Source organism: Rathayibacter sp. VKM Ac-2759 (assembly GCF_009834225.1).
Classification (GTDB): Bacteria; Actinomycetota; Actinomycetes; order Actinomycetales; family Microbacteriaceae; genus Rathayibacter.
This window is the reverse complement of sequence record NZ_CP047176.1, coordinates 183,538-201,983: the sequence shown is the minus strand read 5'-3', so window position 1 is coordinate 201,983 and position 18,446 is coordinate 183,538. Positions and strand designations below refer to the sequence as shown.

The window sequence follows — 18,446 nt, the reverse complement described above, 5'->3', positions numbered from 1 at the left end:
GTGCGGACGCCTGTGGGTCTCGATACGCCCCTCCGGGGCTACTCGACCAGCGAGAGGAGGGGGTGCGCTCCTTCGGGGCTGCTCGGCCGACGCGGAGCGCCCGTCACGCTCGTGCGATGCCCGGCAGCGACGCGACGAACGCCCGGGCCGCGGCGCTCGGCCGGTCCGGCACCGCCACCATCGTCCGCCAGACCAGCTGCGGCTCGTCGAGCGGCACCGCGCGCAGCCCCGCCGGCCGCTTCTCGCCGAAGTGCGCCGGCACCACCGCGACGCCCATCCCGTACTCGACCAGGTCGAGCAGCGTGTGCACGTCGTTGACCTCGAGCTCGACCTCGAACGGCACCCCGTGCTCGGCGAACGCCTGCGCCGCCAGGTGCCGCGCACCCCAGTGCTCCTGCAGGCCCACGACGGTCTCGCCCTGGAGGTCCGGGATGCGGCAGACATCGCGGTCGGCGAGCGGATGATCCGGGTGCGTGAGCACCGCGAAGCCCTCGCTGGCCAGCGGCCGGGTCCGCACCCCGGTCGGCGTCGCGCCGATGTCGGCGACGAGCGCGAGGTCGAGGCGGCCCGCGGCGACCGAGTCGAGCAGCGTCCCCGAGCCGTCGTGCGTCAGCCGCAGGGCGATCCCCGGGTGCTGGCGGCGGAAGGTCGCGAGCTCGCGCGGCAGGTGCACGCCACCGAGGCACTCCTCGGTGCCGACCGCGAGGCTCCCGCGCAGCACTCCCTGCACCGCGAGCACGGCGTCGCGGGCGGCGACCGCGCTGGCCACCGAGCGCTCCGACTCCTCGAGCATCGCGCGCCCGGCCGGGGTCAGCTCGACCCGGCGGGTGCTGCGCGTGAAGAGCGGGCTGCCCAGCTCGCTCTCGAGGGCGCGGATGGACGCCGACAGCCCCGACTGCGAGATCTGCAGGGCGCTCGCCGCGCGGGTGAAGTGCTGCTCCTTCGCCACGGCGAGGAAGTGTTCGAGCTGACGCAGTTCCATGGATCCATCCTCGTCGTGCGGAGCCGCCGTCGGGGACGCGGCCTCAGCTGGGGCGGGAGATCGCGAGGACGACGGCGGTGAGGGTGCTGCGGAGACGCTCGAGCGCCCCCGAGTCGGAGTCGCGCTCGAGGATCGACTGCTTCACCGCGTCGTCGTAGCTCGCGACGAGGAGGCGGACCGCCGTCGTCGGCTCGAGCGCGAACTCGCGCTGGACCTGGCGCAGCGCCCCGTCGACGATCTGCACCAGCGACGCGTCGAAGCCCGCGCAGAAGTCGCGGTACTGCGGGGCGATGGCCGGGTCGCGCAGGGCCAGCAGCTCGAACTCGGACTGCACGACGCACCAGCGCCGGTTGTCGGTGAACGGCCCCTGGAGGAAGTCGAGGATGACCACGGCGAGGGTCTCGGCGGTCAGCGGCCCGTCGCCCACCTTCGGGAGGCTGTGCCCCATCTGCTCGACGAGCGTCGCGATCCGGGCGGTGTTCTCGCGCTCCATCAGCGCGAAGAACAGCTCCTCCTTGCTCGAGAAGTTCGAGTAGAAGGCGCCGCGCGTGAACCCGGCGGCCTCGCTGATCTGCTCGACCGAGGCGGTGTGCACGCCGACGTCGGCGAAGACGTCGTAGGCCGCGTCGAGCAGGCGCTCCCGGGTGCGACTGCGGCGTGCGGTCTCGGGGACGTCGGAGGTCATCCTGTGTCTCCTCCCGGAGCATCGGAGCGGCATTGAGATACATCACTGTATCGGATACATTCACGTATCGGATACAGAGACGTATCGCCTCCGTCCCCCCTCACCGTCAGGAGACCTGCGTGTCGTCGCTGCTGTACCGACTCGGACGCTGGGTGCACCGCGCCCACCGTCTCGTCGCCGTCCTCTGGCTCGCTGTCGTCGTCCTCGCGGGCGGAGGCGCGCTGCTGCTCAACCAGGGCACCGACAACTCCTTCGCGATCCCGGGCACCGAGTCGCAGACCGCCCTCGACCAGCTCGAGCGCACCTTCCCGCAGGTCAGCGGCACCTCCGCCCGCTACGTCGTGGTCACCGCCGACGGCAGCAGCGTCGAGGACGCGGACATCAGCGGGCCCGTCGGCGACGCGGTCACCGCGCTCGAGGGCATCGACGAGGTCGCCGCCGTCACCGACCCGTACTCGGACACGGTCTCCGGCACGATCTCCGAGAAGGGCGACGCCCTGGTCATCACCGTCCAGATGGAGGGAGCGTCCACGACCACCTCCGCCGCGTCGGTCGATGCGCTGGAGGCCGAGGCCACGACCCTCGAGGAGTCGCTGCCCGCCGGGACCACCGTCTCCCTGGGCGGCGACCTCTTCTCGCAGAGCATCCCCGGGGTCACGATCACCGAGGCAATCGGCCTGGTCGTCGCGCTGGTCGTGCTCGTGCTCACCTTCGGCTCGTTCCTCGCCGCCGGCATGCCGCTGGTCACCGCTCTGCTCGGCGTCGCCCTGTCGATGTCGGCCATCTTCATCGCCACGCGCTTCGCCTCGATCTCGTCGACGACTCCGCTGCTCGCGCTGATGCTCGGACTCGCCGTCGGCATCGACTACGCCCTCTTCATCATCAGCCGCCACCAGGACCAGCTGCGGGAGGGCATGGACCCCGAGGAGTCGACCGCCCGCGCGACCGCGACCGCCGGCTCCGCCGTCGTGTTCGCCGGCCTGACGGTGATCATCGCCCTGGTCGGCCTGTCGGTCGCGGGCATCCCGTTCCTCACCACGATGGGCATCGCGGCAGCGGTCGGAGTCGCGATCGCGGTGGTCATCGCCCTCACGCTCACTCCCGCGCTGCTCGGGTTCGCGGGCGAGCGCCTCCGGCCGAAGCCGAAGAAGAAGAAGAAGAACGCAGCCGCAGCGGCCGCCGGTGCGCACGCCGACCCGGAGGCGGCCGTCGACGCCGACCCGCACGCCCCCGCTGCGGTCCCCGCCGGCTTCTTCCGCGGCTGGGTCCGCGCCGTCACCCGGTTCCCGATCATCACGATCCTCGCCGTCGTCGGCGTGCTCGGCGTCGCGACGATCCCGGCGATGAGCCTCCGCCTCGCCCTCCCCGACGCCGGCTCGCAGGCCGAGGGCACGCCCGCGCGGACGACCTACGACCTCCTCGCCGAGAACTTCGGCCCCGGCTACAACGGCCCGCTCATCGTCACCGGCACGATCATCGGCTCGACCGACCCGCTCGGGCTGATGGCCGACCTCCAGTCCGAGATCGAGAGTCTCGACGGAGTGGCCTCCGTTCCCCTGTCGACGCCGAACGAGAACGCCGACACCGGCATCATCCAGGTGGTCCCCGAGGGCGGCCCGGACTCCGAGGCGACGAAGGTGCTCGTCGCCGAGATCCGCGACAAGCACGACTACTTCCAGGAGGAGTACGGCGTCGACCTCGCCGTGACGGGCCAGGCGGCGGTCGGCATCGACATCTCCGACCGTCTCGCCCAGGCGCTGGTCCCCTTCGGCCTGCTCGTCGTCGGCCTCTCGCTGGTGCTGCTGACGATGGTCTTCCGCTCGCTCTGGGTGCCGCTGAAGGCGACGCTCGGCTACCTGCTCTCGGTCGGAGCCTCCTTCGGCGCCGTCGCGGCGGTGTTCGAGTGGGGATGGTTCGCCGACGCCCTGCACGTCGACAAGACCGGCCCGATCATCAGCTTCATGCCGATCATCCTGATGGGCGTGCTGTTCGGGCTCGCCATGGACTACGAGGTGTTCCTGGTCTCGCGGATGCGCGAGGACTACGTCCACGGGCGCTCGGCGCGCGCGGCGGTCGAGTCGGGCTTCGTCGGCTCGGCGAAGGTCGTGACGGCGGCCGCGGTCATCATGTTCTCGGTCTTCGCCGCCTTCGTTCCGGAGGGGGACACGAGCATCAAGCCGATCGCGCTCGGTCTCGCGGTGGGCGTCTTCGTCGACGCGTTCATCGTGCGGATGACGCTCGTGCCCGCCGTGCTGCACCTGCTCGGCGACCGCGCCTGGCACATGCCCCGCTGGCTCGACCGCATCCTGCCGTCCTTCGACGTCGAGGGCGAGGGCCTCACCAAGGAGCTCGCGCTGCGCGACTGGCCCGAGCCCGGCGCGACCGACGCGGTCGCCGCCGAGGGCCTCACGCTGAACGGACCGGACGGCCCGCTCTACAGCGACGTCGCCGTGCGGCTCCCCGCCGGCGGAGCGCTCGTCGTGCACGGCCCGCACCGCTCGGGCCGCACCGCCCTGCTGCTCACCCTCGCGGGCCGGCTCGCGCCCGACTCCGGCCGCCTGAAGGTCGACGGGCTCGTCGTGCCGATCCGCGCGTCCGCCGTGCGGGGTCGCGTCGGGCTCGTGAGACTCGCCGGCGAGGCCGACCCGCTGGGCGAGGTCCGCTCGGCACTGCGCAGCGCGCCGCCGATCCTGGTCCTCGACGATCTCGACACCGTCACCGATCCGCAGCTGCGGGCCGGCATCCGGCACGAGCTCGACTCGATGCGCGACCACGCTCTGCAGGAGGGCCGCACCTTCACGGTGATCGCCTCCTCCGTCGACGCCGACGCGCTCGACGATCTCCTCCCCGACAGCCGCGACGTGCTCGCGTCCTCCTCCGCGGCCGAGCGCCGCGACATCGCAAAGGTCCTCTGACATGGCTCTGCTCTCCCTCGAACGCCCCCGCGGCGTCAAGAAGGTGTCCTGGCTGACCCTTCTCGGCATCGTCCTGGTGCCCCTCGCGATCGGCGGTCTGCTGGTCTGGGCGCTGTGGAACCCGACCGACCGCCTCGACCAGATCACGGCCGCCGTCGTGAACGAGGACACCCCGGTCGAGATCAACGGCCAGACCGTGCCCCTCGGCCGCCAGCTCGCGGCGGGGCTCGTCACCGGCGGCACCGAGACCACGGCCACGTCGTCGCCGACGCCGGTGCCCAACGTCTCGGGCTCGGACTCGAGCGGCAACTTCACCTGGGTCCTCACCGACAAGGACGACGCGGCGCAGGGCCTCGCCGACGGCACCTACGCGACCGTCGTGACGATCCCCTCCGAGTTCTCGGCCGCCGCCACCTCCTACTCCGGAGACGCCGCAGAGGCGACGAAGGCGACGATCGACATCGCGACGAGCGACAAGGCGAAGCTCGTCGACGACGCCATCTCGGCGACCGTCACCAGCACGGCCACGTCGCTCCTGAACACGCAGCTGACGACCGCGTACCTCGAGAACGTCTACGTCGGCTTCAACACGCTGAACGACCAGATCGGGCAGGCGGCCGACGGCGCCGGCACCCTCGCCGACGGCGCCGACCAGCTCGGCACCGGTGCGTCGTCGCTGGCCGACGGCACCTCCTCGCTCGCCGACGGCATCGACGAGCTCGCCACCGGCGCGTCCTCCCTCTCGAGCGGAGTCGCGCAGGTCGGCACCGGCACCTCCTCGCTCGCCGATGGAGTCGCCGCCCTCGGCACGGGCGCCTCCGACCTCTCGGGCGGAGTGTCGCAGCTCGCGACCGGCGCCCAGCAGTCCGCGACCGGGGCGACCGACCTCGCGACGGGCGCGTCCTCGCTCGCGGACGGTCTCGACGGCCTCGCGAGCGGAGTCTCCGCCCTCGGCGGCACCGCGCAGACGGCCGCCGGAGTGGCGTCGCAGTCGGCGACGACCACCGGCACCTCCCTCGGTACCATCGCCGCCCTCGCGCAGTCGTGCGCCGCGACCGACCCGGTCTGCGCGCAGATCCTCGCCGAGGCCGGCGCGCAGCTCGACACGACGAACCAGGCGGGCGCGCTCTACCAGGCGGGCGCGACCGCGCAGTACGCCGCGGGCATCTCCTCCGGGATCAACGACGGCGCGAACGGCCAGCCCTCGCTGGCGGCCGGGACCGCGCAGTCGGCCGCCGGAGCACGCGGGATCGCCGACGGCGCGGGAGCTCTGGCCGGCGGTCTGACCCAGCTCGCCACCGGCGCCACCTCGGCCGCCGACGGAGCCGCGCAGCTCGCCACCGGAGCCACCTCCGCGGCCGACGGCGCCCGCCAGCTCGCGACCGGTGCGTCCTCCGCGGCCGACGGAGCCGCGCAGCTCGCGACCGGAGCCTCCTCCGCCGCCGACGGCGCCGACCAGCTGGCCGACGGCGCGAGCGGCGTCTCGGACGGCGCCGTGCAGCTCGCCGACGGCGCCCGCTCGCTCGCCACCGGCCTCGACGCGGCCGTCGCGCAGCTGCCGACCTACACCGACGAGGAGTCGACGAACCTCGCCGACGTCGTCGCCGACCCGGTCGAGAACGCGAGCACCTCGACGACTCTCTTCGGAGCGTCGAGCGTGCCGTTCTTCACGACGATCGCGCTGTGGCTCGGGGCGCTCGCGAGCTTCCTCGTGCTCGCCGCGTTCTCGCACCGCGCGCTCTCGTCGACGCGCTCCTCCGCGGCACTCGCCCTCTCCTCCTACGTACCGGCCCTCGTGATCGGCGTCGTGCAGGGGCTCGCGGTGGCGATCGTGATGCAGTTCGTCGCCGACCTCGAGCCGTGGACCTTCGTCGGGTTCGCGCTGCTGTCGATGCTCGTCGGCGCCTCGTTCGCCGCCGTGAACCAGGGCCTCGTCGCCCTGCTCGGAGGGACCGGCCGCTTCATCGCGATGCTCGCGGCGGTCATCGGGCTCGGCGCAGGCATCATCTCGACGGTGCCCGGCGTGTTCGACGACGCCCTCGGGTTCCTGCCGCTGTCGGCGGCGCAGACCGCGCTGTCGGGCGTGGTCGAGGGCTCGGGAGGCGTCGGCGGCTCGGTCGTCGGCCTGGTGCTCTGGCTGCTCTTCGGCCTGCTGCTGACCGTGGCCGCCATCGCCCGCCGCCGCGTCACCACGGTCCGCGCCCTGCGCCGCCCCGCGGAGGCGTAGCCGCCACAAGTAAGGCTGGATGCCGCGGATCCGCGAGAAATCGCGAGATCCGGGCATCCAGCCTCACTTGCGCGGGTCGGACGCCGACGAGCAGGTCAGTCGGCCGCGCCGCTCGCGATCTGCTCGTGGTGGTGGATGACCTCCGCGACGATGAAGCCGAGGAACTTCTCGGCGAACGCGGGGTCGAGGTGCGACTCCTCCGCGAGCGCGCGCAGGCGGGCGATCTGACGCCCCTCCCGCTCGAGGTCGGCGGCCGGCAGGCCGTGCGCCGCCTTCAGCCGCCCCACCTTCTGCGTGAACTTGAAGCGCTCGGCGAGCAGGTGGATCAGGGCCGCATCGATGTTGTCGATGCTCTGTCGGATCTGCTCCAGCTCGGCCCGTGCTTCGGCCTCGTCGCGCGCCACGTCGTCGGTCATGCCTCCGACCCTAACCGACGACGAAGGCCCCCTCCCGGCAGCGGGAGGGGGCCTTCGCGCAAGTCGCGTCAGTCGACGATGTTGAGCTCGACCGGGATGTTGCCGCGCGTCGCGTTCGAGTAGGGGCACAGCGTGTGCGCCTTCTCGGCGACGGCGTGCGCCTCCTCGGCGCTGGCCTTCGGGACGTAGATGTCGAGCTCGACCGCGAGGCCGAACCCGCCGGAGTCGTTCTTGCCGATCGAGACGCTCGCCGACACGGCCGCATCGGTCGTGTCGATCTTCAGCTCGCGGCCGGCGCCGTGCAGGGCCCCGAGGAAGCAGGCCGAGTACCCGGCGGCGAAGAGCTGCTCGGGGTTCGTGCCGTCTCCGGAGCCGCCGAGCTCCTTCGGCGGGCGCGTGTCGAGGTCGAGGCGGTCGTCCTCGGTGCGGACGTGGCCGTCGCGTCCTCCACCGGAGGCGTGGGCGATAGCGGTGTAGAGAGCATCCATGCCCCTATCCCACCACCTCCCACCCGAGTGCGAGGTGAACGCCGGATGCACGCCGCCTCGGAGCCGAGCATCCGCTCGGAAAGAGCACCGCGGTGCCGTCAAGCCCCTCCCACCGGGAGCGCGCGGGGTGTGGCGTGGAACACGACGCCCGGTGATCAGCCGGGCAGAACGGAGCAGGCAATGCGCGCACTCACCTGGCAGGGCATCGAGAAGGTCTCGGTCGAGACGGTTCCCGACCCCCGCATCCAGCAGCCCACGGACGCGATCGTCCGCATCACCTCGACGGCGATCTGCGGCTCGGATCTGCACCTGTACCGCCTCCTCGGCCCCTACCTCGACAAGGGCGACGTGCTCGGCCACGAGCCGATGGGCATCGTCGAGGAGGTCGGCAGCGCGATCACGAAGCTCAAGGTCGGCGACCGTGTGGTGGTGCCGTTCAACATCTCCTGCGGCGAGTGCTTCATGTGCCGCCGGGGACTGCAGTCGCAGTGCGAGACCACGCAGGTCACCGAGTACGGCTCGGGTGCCTCGCTCTTCGGCTACACCAAGATGTACGGCCAGGTCCCCGGCGGCCAGGCGGAGCTCCTCCGCGTGCCCCTCGCCGACTACAACACTGTCGTCGTCGGCACCGACCTTCCCGACGAGCGCTACCTGTTCCTCAGCGACATCGTGCCCACCGCGTGGCAGGGCGTCGACTACGCGCAGGTGCCCGACGGAGGCTCGCTCGTCGTCTTCGGGCTCGGCCCGGTCGGCCAGTTCGCGTCCCGCATCGGCGTGCACAAGGGCTACCGCGTGCTCGCGGTCGACCCGGTCGCCGAGCGCCGCGCGATGGCGGCGCGCCACGGAGTCGAGGTCTTCGACCTCTCGGACGACATCGCCGACCAGCTGCGCGACCTGACCGACGGACGCGGCCCCGACTCCGTCGTCGACGCCGTGGGCATGGAGGCGCACGGCTCGCCGATGGGCTCCTTCGCGCAGACGATGGCGGGCCTGCTGCCCGACCCGATCGCGCGGAAGGCGATGGACACGGTCGGAGTCGACAGGCTCGCCGCGGTCACCGCGTCGCTCGACCTGGTGCGCCGCGGCGGCACCGTCTCGCTGAGCGGCGTCTACGGCGGCGAGGCCGACCCGCTGCCGCTCAAGTCGATGTTCGACAAGCAGGTCACGGTGAAGATGGGGCAGTGCAACGTGAAGCGCTGGATCGACGAGCTGCTGCCGCTCGTCGAGGACTCGAGCGACCCGCTGGGCGTCATGGACCTCGTGACCCACCGCGCCCCGCTCGAGGACGCACCGGGCCTCTACGAGACCTTCCAGAAGAAGGAGGACGGCTGCATCAAGGTCGTCCTGCAGCCGTAGCGGTCTCCGAGGACGGTCGGGGGAGGCGCCGCATCGCGAAGCCTTCCCCGATCCTGCTGGTCGAGTAGCAGGAAGGGCCGGCAGCACCGGGGGCGACCTCGGGGAAGGGCGGCGTACAGCACGCCCCGGGAACGACGAAGGCGGCGCCCCCGTGGGGACGCCGCCTTCGTGGTGAGACCTACTTGAAGACGTCCTTGACGTCCTCGCCGACCTTCTTGGTCGACGCCGCGGCCTGGTCCTTCTGGCCCTCGGCCTTCAGGCTGTCGTCGTTCTTGTGGTCGCCCAGGGCTTCCTTCGCCTTGCCGGCGATGTCCTGAGCGGCGTTCTTGATCTTGTCATCGAGCCCCATAGTGGTGCCTCCTTCGTGATCGGTGGTACTTACCGAGGACCGTAGGAGGGCAGCCTGCTCGTCCCCTGAATGCGGGGAGGGGGTTGCTCGCGGGTCAGCGCAGTGCCACCATTCGCGCCCGGTCTCAGGTCGCGGGGGTGGCCGTCTCGGACGGCTCCGACGGCGTCGGCTCGTTCGTCGGCGTGCGGGTCGACCCGTCGTCGGCGCTCGTCGGCTCGACGACGCCCGACTGCACCGGCGTCTGCGCGTCCCCCGTGCAGCCGGCGAGGAGGCCGGCCAGCAGAGCGGAGGCGCCGAGCGCTCCCAGAACACGGCCGGCGGTGCGGGCGGGCGTGTGGAGACGGAGGGAAGTCATGCCGGCGACGCTAGGCGGGTCCTGCCCTCCCCGGCAGGGGCTTGACTTCCCCTCCCCCCGCTCGCGGGCCACCCGCGTGGCCTGGGCGCGTGATGGTAGCCCCGGACGAGGGGCGAGCGCTACGGCCTTTGCACGGTTTCGGGGGCCTCGCAGACTGGCCACGCCGGCACGCATCCACCCCCCGACTCGATCCTGGAAGGGAACGACGATGTCTACCATCGATCCCGCTTCACCCCCCTTCGGAGACGGCGCTGCGAACTTCGCCGCGACCGACACGACCTCCGACACCACCACCACTGCTCACTCCACGCCGGGCTCCGGCTCGTCGGGCTCCGGCTCGTCGAGCACCGTCGACGCCGCGAAGGAGCAGGCGGGCGCTGCCAAGGAGCAGGCCACCTCCGTCGCCGGCGACGCCAAGCAGGCCGCGGGCGACGTCGTCGCCACGGGCAAGGAGGAGGCGGCGAACGTCGCTCAGGAGGCCAAGACCCAGGTCAAGGACCTCCTCGACCAGAGCCGCGGCCAGCTCACCGAGCAGGCCCACGCCCAGAAGGACAACGCCGCCAAGGGCGCCCGCGCCTTCAGCGACGACCTCACCGCGCTCGCGAACGGAGAGGGCGGCCAGGACAACATGGCCGCGAACCTCGTCTCGAACCTCGCCGGCCGCGCTCAGGGCGTCGCCACCTGGCTCGAGGACCGCGAGCCCGCCGAGCTGCTGGAGGACGTGAAGTCGTTCGCCCGCCGCCGCCCGGGTGCGTTCATCCTGATCGCCGCCGCGACCGGCCTCGTCGCCGGCCGCCTGGTGCGCGCCCTCACGGCCGAGGCGAAGGACGAGAAGGAGGCCGCGAGCGACACCTCCGGCCCCGAGTTCGCCGCCCCCGCCGCGTCGACCTACGGCACGACCCGTGCCGACCACCTCCCCACCGAGCCGATCGCCGACCCGCTGAGCGTGCCGCCGACCTCGGCCGGCTACGACTCCTTCCCGACGGGAACGCGACCGTGACCGACTCCTCCGGAGCGCATCGCGCCGGGTTCGGCGAGCCCACCCCCGACCAGCGCGCCGGCAGCACCTCGCTCGGCGATCTGCTCGGCGAGGTCTCGCGCGACCTGTCGACCCTGATCCGCCAGGAGATGGCCCTCGCCAAGGCCGAGCTCAAGGAGTCCGCCGGCAAGGCGGGCAAGGGCGCGGGCCTGCTCGGTGGAGCGGGCTACGCGGCGATCATGGCCGTGCTGTTCCTCTCGATCGCCCTCTGGTGGGCGCTCGGCACCCTGATCGGCAACGGCTGGTCCGGGGTCGTCGTCGCCGTCATCTGGGGCATCGTCGCCGCGATCCTGTACTCCGTCGGGCGCAAGAGCCTGAAGACCATCGACGGGGCCCCGGAGACGGTCGACTCCCTCAAGAAGATTCCCGAAACCCTCAAGCCGAACGGGGCAGGACGATGACGTACGACGCAGCAAGCACTGACTACTCGAACAAGACACCGGAGGAGATCCGGGCCGAGATCGAGCGGACCCGCCTCGAGCTCGGCGGAGACGTCGACGCCCTCGCCGAGAAGGTCAGCCCCAGCGCCATCGCGCAGCGCCAGACCGACAAGGTGAAGTCGGCCGTCGGCTCCGTCCGCGACCGCGTGATGGGCGCCGCGCACGACGCGGGCGACTCCGTCTCGGGAGGCGCCGACTCCGTCAAGGGCGCGGCCGGATCGGTCAAGGGCAAGGCCGAGGGCAACCCGCTCGCGGTCGGCCTGATCGCGCTCGGTGCGGGCATGCTCATCGCGTCGCTGATCCCGGCCTCGAGCGCCGAGAAGCAGGCCGCGTCGAAGGTCAAGGAGACGGCTCAGCCCGTCGTCGACAAGGTCACGGACGCCGCGAAGGAGGCCGCAGGCGAGCTCCGCGAGCCCGCCCAGCAGGCCTTCGCCTCGGTCAAGGAGACCGCGACCGACGCCGCGCAGAACGTCAAGGAGGCGGGAGCGTCCGCCACCGACGACGTCAAGGACTCGGCCCGCGAGGCCAAGCACGCGGTGCAGGAGAACGGGCAGGCCTAGCCTGCGCTCGATCGACGGGCGGTGGACCTCCGGGTCCGCCGCCCGTCGTCGTCTCCCGGGAATACCTCCGGCCCGGACGCTCTTGCCACCCGTATGAGATCGATCGTCTACTCCTCCACCGGCGCCTCCTCCGTCCTCTCGCTCGTCGACCGCGAACCGGCCGACCCCGGGGCCGGTGAGGTGCGCGTGCGCGTGGTCGCCTCCGGTGTGAACCCCACCGACTGGAAGGCGCGCGCGGGAGGCGACCTGGCCTTCGACGAGGTCGTGCCGAACCAGGACGGCGCAGGAGTCGTCGACGCGCTCGGCGACGGCGTCGACGGCCTGGCCGTGGGCGACCGCGTCTGGGTGCACCTCGCCGCTCACCGCCGGCCCACGGGCACCGCGCAGCAGTGGACCGTGCTGCCCGCGAACCGCGTCGTCCGCCTGCCGGACGGCGTGGGCTTCGACCTGGGCGCGAGCCTCGGAGTCCCCGCGATGACCGCCCACCGGGCGCTGACCGTGCACGAGCACGGGCCCGCGCGCCTGTCGCCCGGCGCGCTCGCGGGCCGCACCGTCCTCGTGCAGGGCGGTGCGGGAGCCGTCGGGCACGCGGCCATCCAGCTCGCGGCCTGGGCCGGGGCGACCGTGATCGCCACCGTCAGCAGCGACGGCAAGGCCGCGCTCGCCACGGCGGCCGGCGCGCACCACGTCCTGCAGTACCCCGACGAGGCGCTCGCCGCGCGGATCCTCGAGATCGCGCCCGAGGGCGTCGAGCAGATCGTCGAGGTCGCGCCCGCGCAGAACGCGGCGCTCGACGTGGAGGTGCTCGCGAACCACGGCAGCATCGGCTACTACGCGAACAACAACGGAGACGACTTCTCGGTCCCGATCGTCGCGAGCTTCGCGAAGAACGCTCGCTGGCAGGGGCTGCTGCTCTACACGGTCGGCGACGAGGCCCTGCAGGCCGCCGCGGAGGACATCACCGCCGCCCTCGAGGACGGCGCTCTGCCCGTCGGCGAGTCCGCCGGCCTGCCGCTCACCTGGTTCCCCCTCGAGGAGACCGCGGCCGCCCACGACGCCGTCGAGGCGGGCGTGACCGGCAAGGTCCTCATCCGCGTCTCCGACGAGGCCTGACCGCCCGCGAGGGAACCCCGGACCGTCGACGCCGCCTGAGAAGGCCGGCTCCCTCGACGGTTCGGGGTTCCCTCGGCTTCGGGTCCCTCAGCCGCGCAGCGGCGGCGAGCCCGCGACGGTGGCGCGGTCGCCCAGCCCGGCGACCAGCTCGGCGAGCGCCTCCTCCGCGGTGACGGTCGGCTCCCAGCCGAGGACGGTCCGCGCCCGCTCCGTCGACATCACCGGGACGTTGCCCGCGATGTCCAGCCAGCCCGCGTCGGTGCGCTGGAGGCGGAGGTGCCAGGTCGCGGTCACGATCGACCGCAGAAGACCGAAGGGCACCGTCACCAGGCGTGCGCCGAACGCGTCGGCGAGGCGCTGCGGAGTGAGCACCGGCTCCGCGGCGACGTTGAACGCCCCGCCGGCGCGCTGGTCGAGAACCCGCCAGAAGGCGTCGGCCACGTCGTCGGCGTGCACGCCCTGGAAGATCAGGCTCTTCGGCAGCGGCAGCACCGGAGGCTTCAGCGCCCTCAGCCAGCGCGTCGGGTACCGCGGCCCGGCGAACAGCCCCGCGATCTCGGTCGCCGCCCCGCGCTGGAAGACCAGGCCCGGGCGCAGCCGGGTGACGACCACCTCCGGATGCGCCGCCTCGAACGCGTCGAGCGCGCGCTCGTTGGCGGCCTTGTGCCGGCTGTAGGTCGAGGTGTGCAGCCCTCCGGTCGGCCAGCTCTCGTCGACGCGGATCGTCTTCGGCGCCGCGCTGTAGGCGCCGACCGAGGACGCGACGGCCACCTGGCCCACTCCCGCCGCCGCAGCGGCCTCGAGCACCGCGGCGGTGCCTCCGACGTCGACCAGCCGCTGGAACGGCTCGTCGTGGCTCGGCTGCAGCGCCCACGCGAGGTGCACGACCGCATCCATCCCCGCGAACGCCTCGCGGAGCCGCCGCGGCGCCTCGCTCGACGCCACGTCCACCTCGGCCCAGTGGACATCGCGGTACTCCGGCGACTCCGGCCGTGCGGCGCGGCGCGCGACCCCGACGATCTCCTCCACCGACGGCTCGCCCTGGAGCCGCCGCAGCAGTGCCGTGCCCAGATTGCCGGTCGCCCCGACGATCGCGATGCGCATGTGATGGTCCCTCCGCGAGCGGCGCGAGTGCCGCCGTCCTCCGAGGCTAGGCAGCGCTCCTCGCACTGCGGAGGCGCTTGACACCCGCCGCCTAGCCCACCCGCGCACCGCGGCGCATCCCCGCGCGGTCGCGAGCGCCGGTCCCTAGCCTGGGGCCATGCCCCTCCCCCGACGCGATCCCTCCGTGCGCCATGTGATCGACGGGGTCGAGCTGCGCTCCTACGCCACCGGCCGCTCCGACGCCCGTCGCACCTTCCTGCTGATCCACGGGATCGGGATGTCGCACCACACGTTCTCGCAGCTCGCCGTGCACCTCCGCGAGCACGGCCGCGTGATCGCGGTCGACCTCGCCGGATTCGGCTCCAACCGGATGCCTCGGCAGCGGGTCGGCATCGCCGATCACGCCCGCCTCCTCGCGCGGGTGCTGGAAGACCGCGGCGTCCCGAGCGCGATCGTCGTCGGGCACTCGATGGGCAGCCAGGTCGCCGTCGAGCTCGCGGTCCGCTCGCCCGAGCTCGTCGACGGAGTGGTCCTCATCGGCCCGGTCGTCGACCCGGAGCGTCCCACAGCGCTGCAGCAGGGGCTGGCGCTCGCCCGCGACACGCTCGGCGAGCCGCTGCCCGTCGATCTGCTCGTCTTCGCCGACTACGTGCGCGGAGGCGTCCGCTGGTACCTGAGGCAGCTGCCCGAGATGCTGCACTACCCGATCCAGCGGCGCCTCGCCGCCGTCACCCGGCCCGTGCTCGTCGTCCGCGGTCACGACGACCCGGTCGGCACCCGCGACTGGTGCGAGCGCCTCGTCGCGCACGCCGCCGACGGCCGCCTGCTCGAGATGCGCTCCTCCCGCCACGTCGTGCCGCGGACGGAGGCCGAGCCGCTCGCCCGCGCGCTCGGCCGCTTCGCCGACGACCTCGAGGGGGCGGTCGTCCGATGACGCGCGTGAAGGACCTGCTCCGCGACGCCGTCTGGTGGGCCGAGGACTACGCCTACGCGATCGCCTGGCAGGTGCGCGGGTTCCTCTCGCGCCGCGCGCCCGACGACTACCTCTCGGGAGACCTGCGGCCGATCCTGGTGCTGCCGGGGATCTGGGAGACGTGGTCCTTCCTCCGCCCGATCATCGATCCCCTGCACGAGCACGGCCACCCGCTGCACGTGCTCACGAGCCTCGGGCGCAACGGCCGCCCGGTGGTGCGGACGGCCGAGGACGTCGCCGCCTACCTCGCCGAGCACGACCTGCGCGATGTCGTCGTGGTCGCGCACAGCAAGGGCGGGCTGATCGGCAAGTACGTGATGACCGAGCTCGACCCCGAGGGCCGCGTCGACCGGATGGTCGCGGTGTCGACGCCGTTCGGCGGCTCCCGGTACGCCGCCTACCTGCCGCTGAAGAGCCTCCGGTCGTTCTCGCCGCGCGACGCGACGACCCTGCTGCTCTCGGGCCGGCTCGAGGCGAACGCGCGCATCACCTCGGTCTACGGGCTCTTCGATCCGCACATCCCCGAGGGCAGCAGGCTCGAGGGCGCGACGAACGTGCGGATCGAGACGGGCGGGCACTTCCGCATCCTGGGCGACCAGGGGACGCTCAAGGCCGTCGTGAAGGCGGTCTCGGCCTAGGGCGTCGAGCTCTCGCCCTCCGCGGGCGGCGGAGTGATCGCGGTCGCGTCGGGCGGGCAGTCGATCGCCCTGACGACGCCGTCGCCGGAGTCGTCGTTCGCGACCGGTCCGGCGGCCGCGAACGACACCTCGAAGCAGAACGCGTCGGCGCCGGCGTCGGGGAACTCCGTCGCATCGACCGGCGTCTGGAACGACAGCGTGCCGAACGCGCCCTCGGGCGTCTCGGCGTCGTAGGAGGCGATGCCGATCAGATCGACCCCCTCCGCGGCGGTCGCCGTCGCCTCGCGCGCGAAGCCGAAGGTGTCGGCCTGGGGGCCGGTGAGCGACTCGACGAGCGCGGTCACCCGGTCGCGCGACTCCTCGCGGGCCGCCGCCGTCGTGTCGGCGGCCTCCTCGGCGGCCGGAGCCGTGCAGCCGGCGAGCGCCAGCACCGTCAGGAGGACAGCGGCCGCTCGCGTCTGCTTCACGCCCCCGACCCTAGCGTGGCCCCGCCGGGCCGCGCCCGCTCGTAGCAAGCCTTCCTCGTCCTGCGCAAACCCCTTTGCCCGGCGGACGGCTCGGCGGAGCGTGGAGGGATGGCTTCCCCCCGCACGACCGGACCGACCGAGCTCCTCCTGGTGCGCCACGGCGAGAGCACGGCGAACATCGCGGCGAGCGCCGCCGAGAGGGCGGGCGCGCTCGACATCGAGGTCGACCGCCGTGACGCCGACGTGCTGCTCTCCCCCGCGGGCGAGGAGCAGGCCCGTGCGCTCGGCCGATGGCTCGCGGCGGAGGCCGCACCCGTCTCCGCGTGGACCTCGCCGTATCTGCGGGCGTCCTCGACCGCCCGGCTCGCCCTCGCCGAGGCAGGGCTCGATCTGACGCTGCGCGCCGACGAGCGGCTGCGCGACCGCGACCTGGGCATCACCGACCGCTTGACCACGGCCGGCGTCCGCGCGCGGTTCCCCGAGGAGGCGGCGAGGCGGGAGTGGCTCGGCAAGTACTACTACCGGCCGCCGGGCGGCGAGTCGTGGACCGATCTCGCCCTCCGGGTCCGCTCGTTCCTCGACCACCTCGACGTCGCCGCGCCCGCGGGGCCCGTCGCCCTGTTCTGCCACGACGCCGTGGTCCTGATCATCCGCTCGGTCTGCGAGGGGCTCACCGAGCGCGAGCTGCTCGACATCGGAGCATCGACTCCGGTGGCGAACGCCTCGGTCACCCGGCTCGTGCGCGACGGGCAGGAGTGGACGCTCGAGCGCTTCAACCACACCGCGCACCTCGACCGCGCGGGCGCACCGGTCACGGAGCACGACGACCGCGAGGCCGGGGAGGGCGACCCCCATGAGTGAGATCATCGACCGTGCGCTCCTCGAGCGCGACTGGCCACTGCCCGCCCTCGAGGGCTCGAAGCACGCGCGCGGCGACGTCGTGATCGTGGGCGGCGCCCGCAAGACGCCGGGAGCGGCGATCCTGGCGGGCATCGCCGCGCTGCGCGTCGGCGCGGGCCGCATCACCCTCTGCGTGGCGGAGTCGGTCGCCTCCGCCACCGCGGTGGCACTGCCGGAGTGCGGAGTGATCCCGCTGGAGGAGTCGCGGAGCGGCTCGATCTCTGGCCGGGGGCTCGCCGCGCTCGAGGGCGAGCTGAGCTCGGCCGACGTCGCCCTCGTCGGCCCCGGTCTCGACGATCCCAAGGCCACGGCGGCGACCCTCCGGGCGCTGGTGCCGCTCCTGCGCGAGGTCCCCGCCGTGCACCTCGACGCCTTCCCCCTCGGCGTCCTCCCCGGGCAGCCGCGGGTGGCCCGGGCGCTCGCGGGACGCCTCCTGCTCACGCCCAACAGCGAGGAGGGCTCCCGCCTGCTGGGCGCCGACGTCGACGACCTCGAGCAGGCGGCCGTCGCCGTCGCCCGGCGCTACGGCGCGGTCGTCAGCCTCTCGAACGTGATCGCCGATCCGGAGGGGACCGTCCTGCGCGTCATCGGGGAGCACCCCGGGCTCGCGACCGCCGGCAGCGGCGACGTCCTGGCCGGAGCGACGGCCGGCCTGCGTGCGCGCGGAGCCGGCGCCGTCTCCGCCGCGGCCTGGGGCGCGCACCTGCACACGCAGGCCGACACGCGTCTCGCCGCTCGAGTCGGTCCGGCCGGCTACCTCGCCCGCGAGATCCCCGGCGAGTTCCCCGCACTGCTCGCCTGAGCGCGGCACCACCGCGCGGCGGAGAGGCCGGTCAGCGTGCGGCGGTCAGCGTGCGACGTCGGCGACCGCGAACGAGACTCCCGGAGTGATCAGGATCGACGTCTTCCGCGGCTCTCCCTCGCCCTGGTTGACCGAGAGCCAGCGCGACGCCGACCCGTCGAGCGCGCGCTCGACGCTCTCGCGCACCTCGGCGGCGGTGGTGTCGTGCAGGCTGTACGGCTGCCCGCCGTAGGTGATGTCGACCCGCTTCACAGCACGCTCTCCTCGGTCTGCCGGCTCCCGCCGCGCGGCTCCTCGCTGATCCGCAGCCCGTGGGCGGTGTGCGAGTCCGAGATCAGCTGGCGGATCCACTCCGGGTTGATGGCGGGCGCACGGCCGCCGTGGTACTTGAAGCGCAGGGGGATCGCCGGGTGCAGCCAGATGGAGGTGCGTCCGTCGCCGACGGCCTGCGAGTCCTTCCACGAGAAGTAGAAGGACTCGTTGCGTGCCAGCTTCGAGCCGATGACGATCTGCAGGTGCGCCAGCAGGCGGTCGTCGAAGTCGGCTTCGAGCGTCGAGTCGTAGATCAGGCGACCCATGAGGTCTCTCCGTTCAGGCTGACGTGCACCCCGCAGAAGGGCGGCACACGGTTGCTCAC

Annotated in this window: 21 protein-coding genes; 11 read left to right on the top strand and 10 right to left on the bottom strand. The window is 73.0% G+C overall.

What is annotated here, in order from left to right:
* Positions 1 to 103: 103 nt before the first annotated feature.
* The gene (locus GSU68_RS00955) at positions 104 to 982 is read right to left on the bottom strand and encodes a LysR family transcriptional regulator (RefSeq protein WP_159905268.1); all 879 of its coding nucleotides are present in this window, start codon (positions 980 to 982) and stop codon (positions 104 to 106) included.
* A gap of 43 nt (positions 983 to 1,025) precedes the next feature.
* Positions 1,026 to 1,667, bottom strand: a complete 642-nt coding sequence (locus GSU68_RS00950) for a TetR/AcrR family transcriptional regulator (RefSeq protein WP_159905267.1) — start codon at positions 1,665 to 1,667, stop codon at positions 1,026 to 1,028.
* A gap of 119 nt (positions 1,668 to 1,786) precedes the next feature.
* Here GSU68_RS00950 and GSU68_RS00945 point away from each other — a divergent pair, with 119 nt between their 5' ends.
* Both GSU68_RS00945 and GSU68_RS00940 read left to right on the top strand, forming a co-directional pair.
* Positions 1,787 to 4,582, top strand: coding sequence for an efflux RND transporter permease subunit (locus tag GSU68_RS00945; protein ID WP_159905266.1), 2,796 nt, complete (start codon positions 1,787 to 1,789; stop codon positions 4,580 to 4,582).
* A 1-nt stretch (position 4,583) separates the two neighbouring features.
* Positions 4,584 to 6,809 carry a YhgE/Pip domain-containing protein gene (locus tag GSU68_RS00940; protein ID WP_159905265.1) on the top strand — a complete coding sequence of 742 codons (2,226 nt, stop codon included), beginning with the start codon at positions 4,584 to 4,586 and terminating at the stop codon, positions 6,807 to 6,809.
* 95 nt (positions 6,810 to 6,904) lie between these two features.
* Here the strand turns inward: GSU68_RS00940 and GSU68_RS00935 are convergent, their stop codons facing one another.
* Positions 6,905 to 7,225, bottom strand: a complete 321-nt coding sequence (locus GSU68_RS00935) for a chorismate mutase (protein ID WP_159905264.1) — start codon at positions 7,223 to 7,225, stop codon at positions 6,905 to 6,907.
* Between the two features lie 68 nt (positions 7,226 to 7,293).
* Positions 7,294 to 7,713, bottom strand: coding sequence for an organic hydroperoxide resistance protein (locus GSU68_RS00930; protein ID WP_159905263.1), 420 nt, complete (start codon positions 7,711 to 7,713; stop codon positions 7,294 to 7,296).
* 180 nt (positions 7,714 to 7,893) lie between these two features.
* Between GSU68_RS00930 and GSU68_RS00925 the strand changes: the two genes are divergently transcribed.
* A complete protein-coding gene (locus GSU68_RS00925) occupies positions 7,894 to 9,069 on the top strand; it encodes a zinc-dependent alcohol dehydrogenase (protein ID WP_159905262.1) in 1,176 nt (391 codons plus the stop codon).
* A gap of 178 nt (positions 9,070 to 9,247) precedes the next feature.
* On the opposite strand, the gene GSU68_RS00920 is transcribed toward GSU68_RS00925, so the two are convergent.
* Positions 9,248 to 9,418, bottom strand: coding sequence for a CsbD family protein (locus GSU68_RS00920; RefSeq protein ID WP_085477811.1), 171 nt, complete (start codon positions 9,416 to 9,418; stop codon positions 9,248 to 9,250).
* 124 nt (positions 9,419 to 9,542) lie between these two features.
* Positions 9,543 to 9,773 carry a hypothetical protein gene (locus GSU68_RS00915; protein ID WP_159905261.1) on the bottom strand — a complete coding sequence of 77 codons (231 nt, stop codon included), beginning with the start codon at positions 9,771 to 9,773 and terminating at the stop codon, positions 9,543 to 9,545.
* A gap of 208 nt (positions 9,774 to 9,981) precedes the next feature.
* Between GSU68_RS00915 and GSU68_RS00910 the strand changes: the two genes are divergently transcribed.
* From GSU68_RS00910 to GSU68_RS00895, 4 genes are all read left to right on the top strand, one after another.
* Entirely contained in the window at positions 9,982 to 10,773 is a 792-nt protein-coding gene (locus GSU68_RS00910) for a hypothetical protein (protein ID WP_159905260.1), read from the top strand.
* The gene (locus GSU68_RS00905) at positions 10,770 to 11,213 is read left to right on the top strand and encodes a phage holin family protein (protein ID WP_159905259.1); all 444 of its coding nucleotides are present in this window, start codon (positions 10,770 to 10,772) and stop codon (positions 11,211 to 11,213) included. The genes GSU68_RS00910 and GSU68_RS00905 overlap by 4 nt, the downstream gene beginning before the upstream one ends.
* On the top strand, positions 11,210 to 11,812 hold the full coding sequence (locus tag GSU68_RS00900; protein ID WP_159905258.1) for a DUF3618 domain-containing protein: 603 nt from the start codon (positions 11,210 to 11,212) through the stop codon (positions 11,810 to 11,812). Before GSU68_RS00905 ends, GSU68_RS00900 begins: the two co-directional genes overlap by 4 nt.
* Before the next feature lie 93 nt (positions 11,813 to 11,905).
* Positions 11,906 to 12,925 (top strand): NADPH:quinone reductase, encoded by a 1,020-nt coding sequence (locus GSU68_RS00895; RefSeq protein WP_159905257.1) that lies wholly within the window; start codon positions 11,906 to 11,908, stop codon positions 12,923 to 12,925.
* 87 nt (positions 12,926 to 13,012) lie between these two features.
* Here GSU68_RS00895 and GSU68_RS00890 read toward each other — a convergent pair whose 3' ends face one another.
* Positions 13,013 to 14,029: an NAD-dependent epimerase/dehydratase family protein gene (locus tag GSU68_RS00890; protein ID WP_159905256.1), complete on the bottom strand. Its 1,017-nt coding sequence runs from the start codon at positions 14,027 to 14,029 to the stop codon at positions 13,013 to 13,015.
* A gap of 157 nt (positions 14,030 to 14,186) precedes the next feature.
* On the opposite strand from GSU68_RS00890, the gene GSU68_RS00885 reads away from it, so the two are divergent.
* Together GSU68_RS00885 and GSU68_RS00880 are read left to right on the top strand one after the other, a co-directional pair.
* Positions 14,187 to 14,963, top strand: a complete 777-nt coding sequence (locus tag GSU68_RS00885) for an alpha/beta fold hydrolase (RefSeq protein ID WP_159905255.1) — start codon at positions 14,187 to 14,189, stop codon at positions 14,961 to 14,963.
* On the top strand, positions 14,960 to 15,640 hold the full coding sequence (locus GSU68_RS00880) for an alpha/beta hydrolase (RefSeq protein WP_159905254.1): 681 nt from the start codon (positions 14,960 to 14,962) through the stop codon (positions 15,638 to 15,640). The genes GSU68_RS00885 and GSU68_RS00880 overlap by 4 nt, the downstream gene beginning before the upstream one ends.
* On the opposite strand, the gene GSU68_RS00875 is transcribed toward GSU68_RS00880, so the two are convergent.
* Positions 15,637 to 16,107, bottom strand: a complete 471-nt coding sequence (locus GSU68_RS00875; protein ID WP_159905253.1) for a hypothetical protein — start codon at positions 16,105 to 16,107, stop codon at positions 15,637 to 15,639. The genes GSU68_RS00880 and GSU68_RS00875 overlap by 4 nt on opposite strands.
* Before the next feature lie 108 nt (positions 16,108 to 16,215).
* Between GSU68_RS00875 and GSU68_RS00870 the strand changes: the two genes are divergently transcribed.
* Both GSU68_RS00870 and GSU68_RS00865 read left to right on the top strand, forming a co-directional pair.
* Positions 16,216 to 16,968, top strand: coding sequence for a histidine phosphatase family protein (locus GSU68_RS00870; RefSeq protein WP_159905252.1), 753 nt, complete (start codon positions 16,216 to 16,218; stop codon positions 16,966 to 16,968).
* Positions 16,961 to 17,809 (top strand): ADP/ATP-dependent (S)-NAD(P)H-hydrate dehydratase, encoded by an 849-nt coding sequence (locus GSU68_RS00865; protein WP_159905251.1) that lies wholly within the window; start codon positions 16,961 to 16,963, stop codon positions 17,807 to 17,809. Before GSU68_RS00870 ends, GSU68_RS00865 begins: the two co-directional genes overlap by 8 nt.
* A gap of 45 nt (positions 17,810 to 17,854) precedes the next feature.
* On the opposite strand, the gene GSU68_RS00860 is transcribed toward GSU68_RS00865, so the two are convergent.
* The gene (locus GSU68_RS00860) at positions 17,855 to 18,061 is read right to left on the bottom strand and encodes a hypothetical protein (RefSeq protein ID WP_159905250.1); all 207 of its coding nucleotides are present in this window, start codon (positions 18,059 to 18,061) and stop codon (positions 17,855 to 17,857) included.
* Positions 18,058 to 18,387, bottom strand: a complete 330-nt coding sequence (locus tag GSU68_RS00855) for an ATP-dependent DNA ligase (protein WP_159905249.1) — start codon at positions 18,385 to 18,387, stop codon at positions 18,058 to 18,060. The genes GSU68_RS00860 and GSU68_RS00855 overlap by 4 nt, the downstream gene beginning before the upstream one ends.
* Between the last annotated feature and the right edge of the window lie 59 nt (positions 18,388 to 18,446).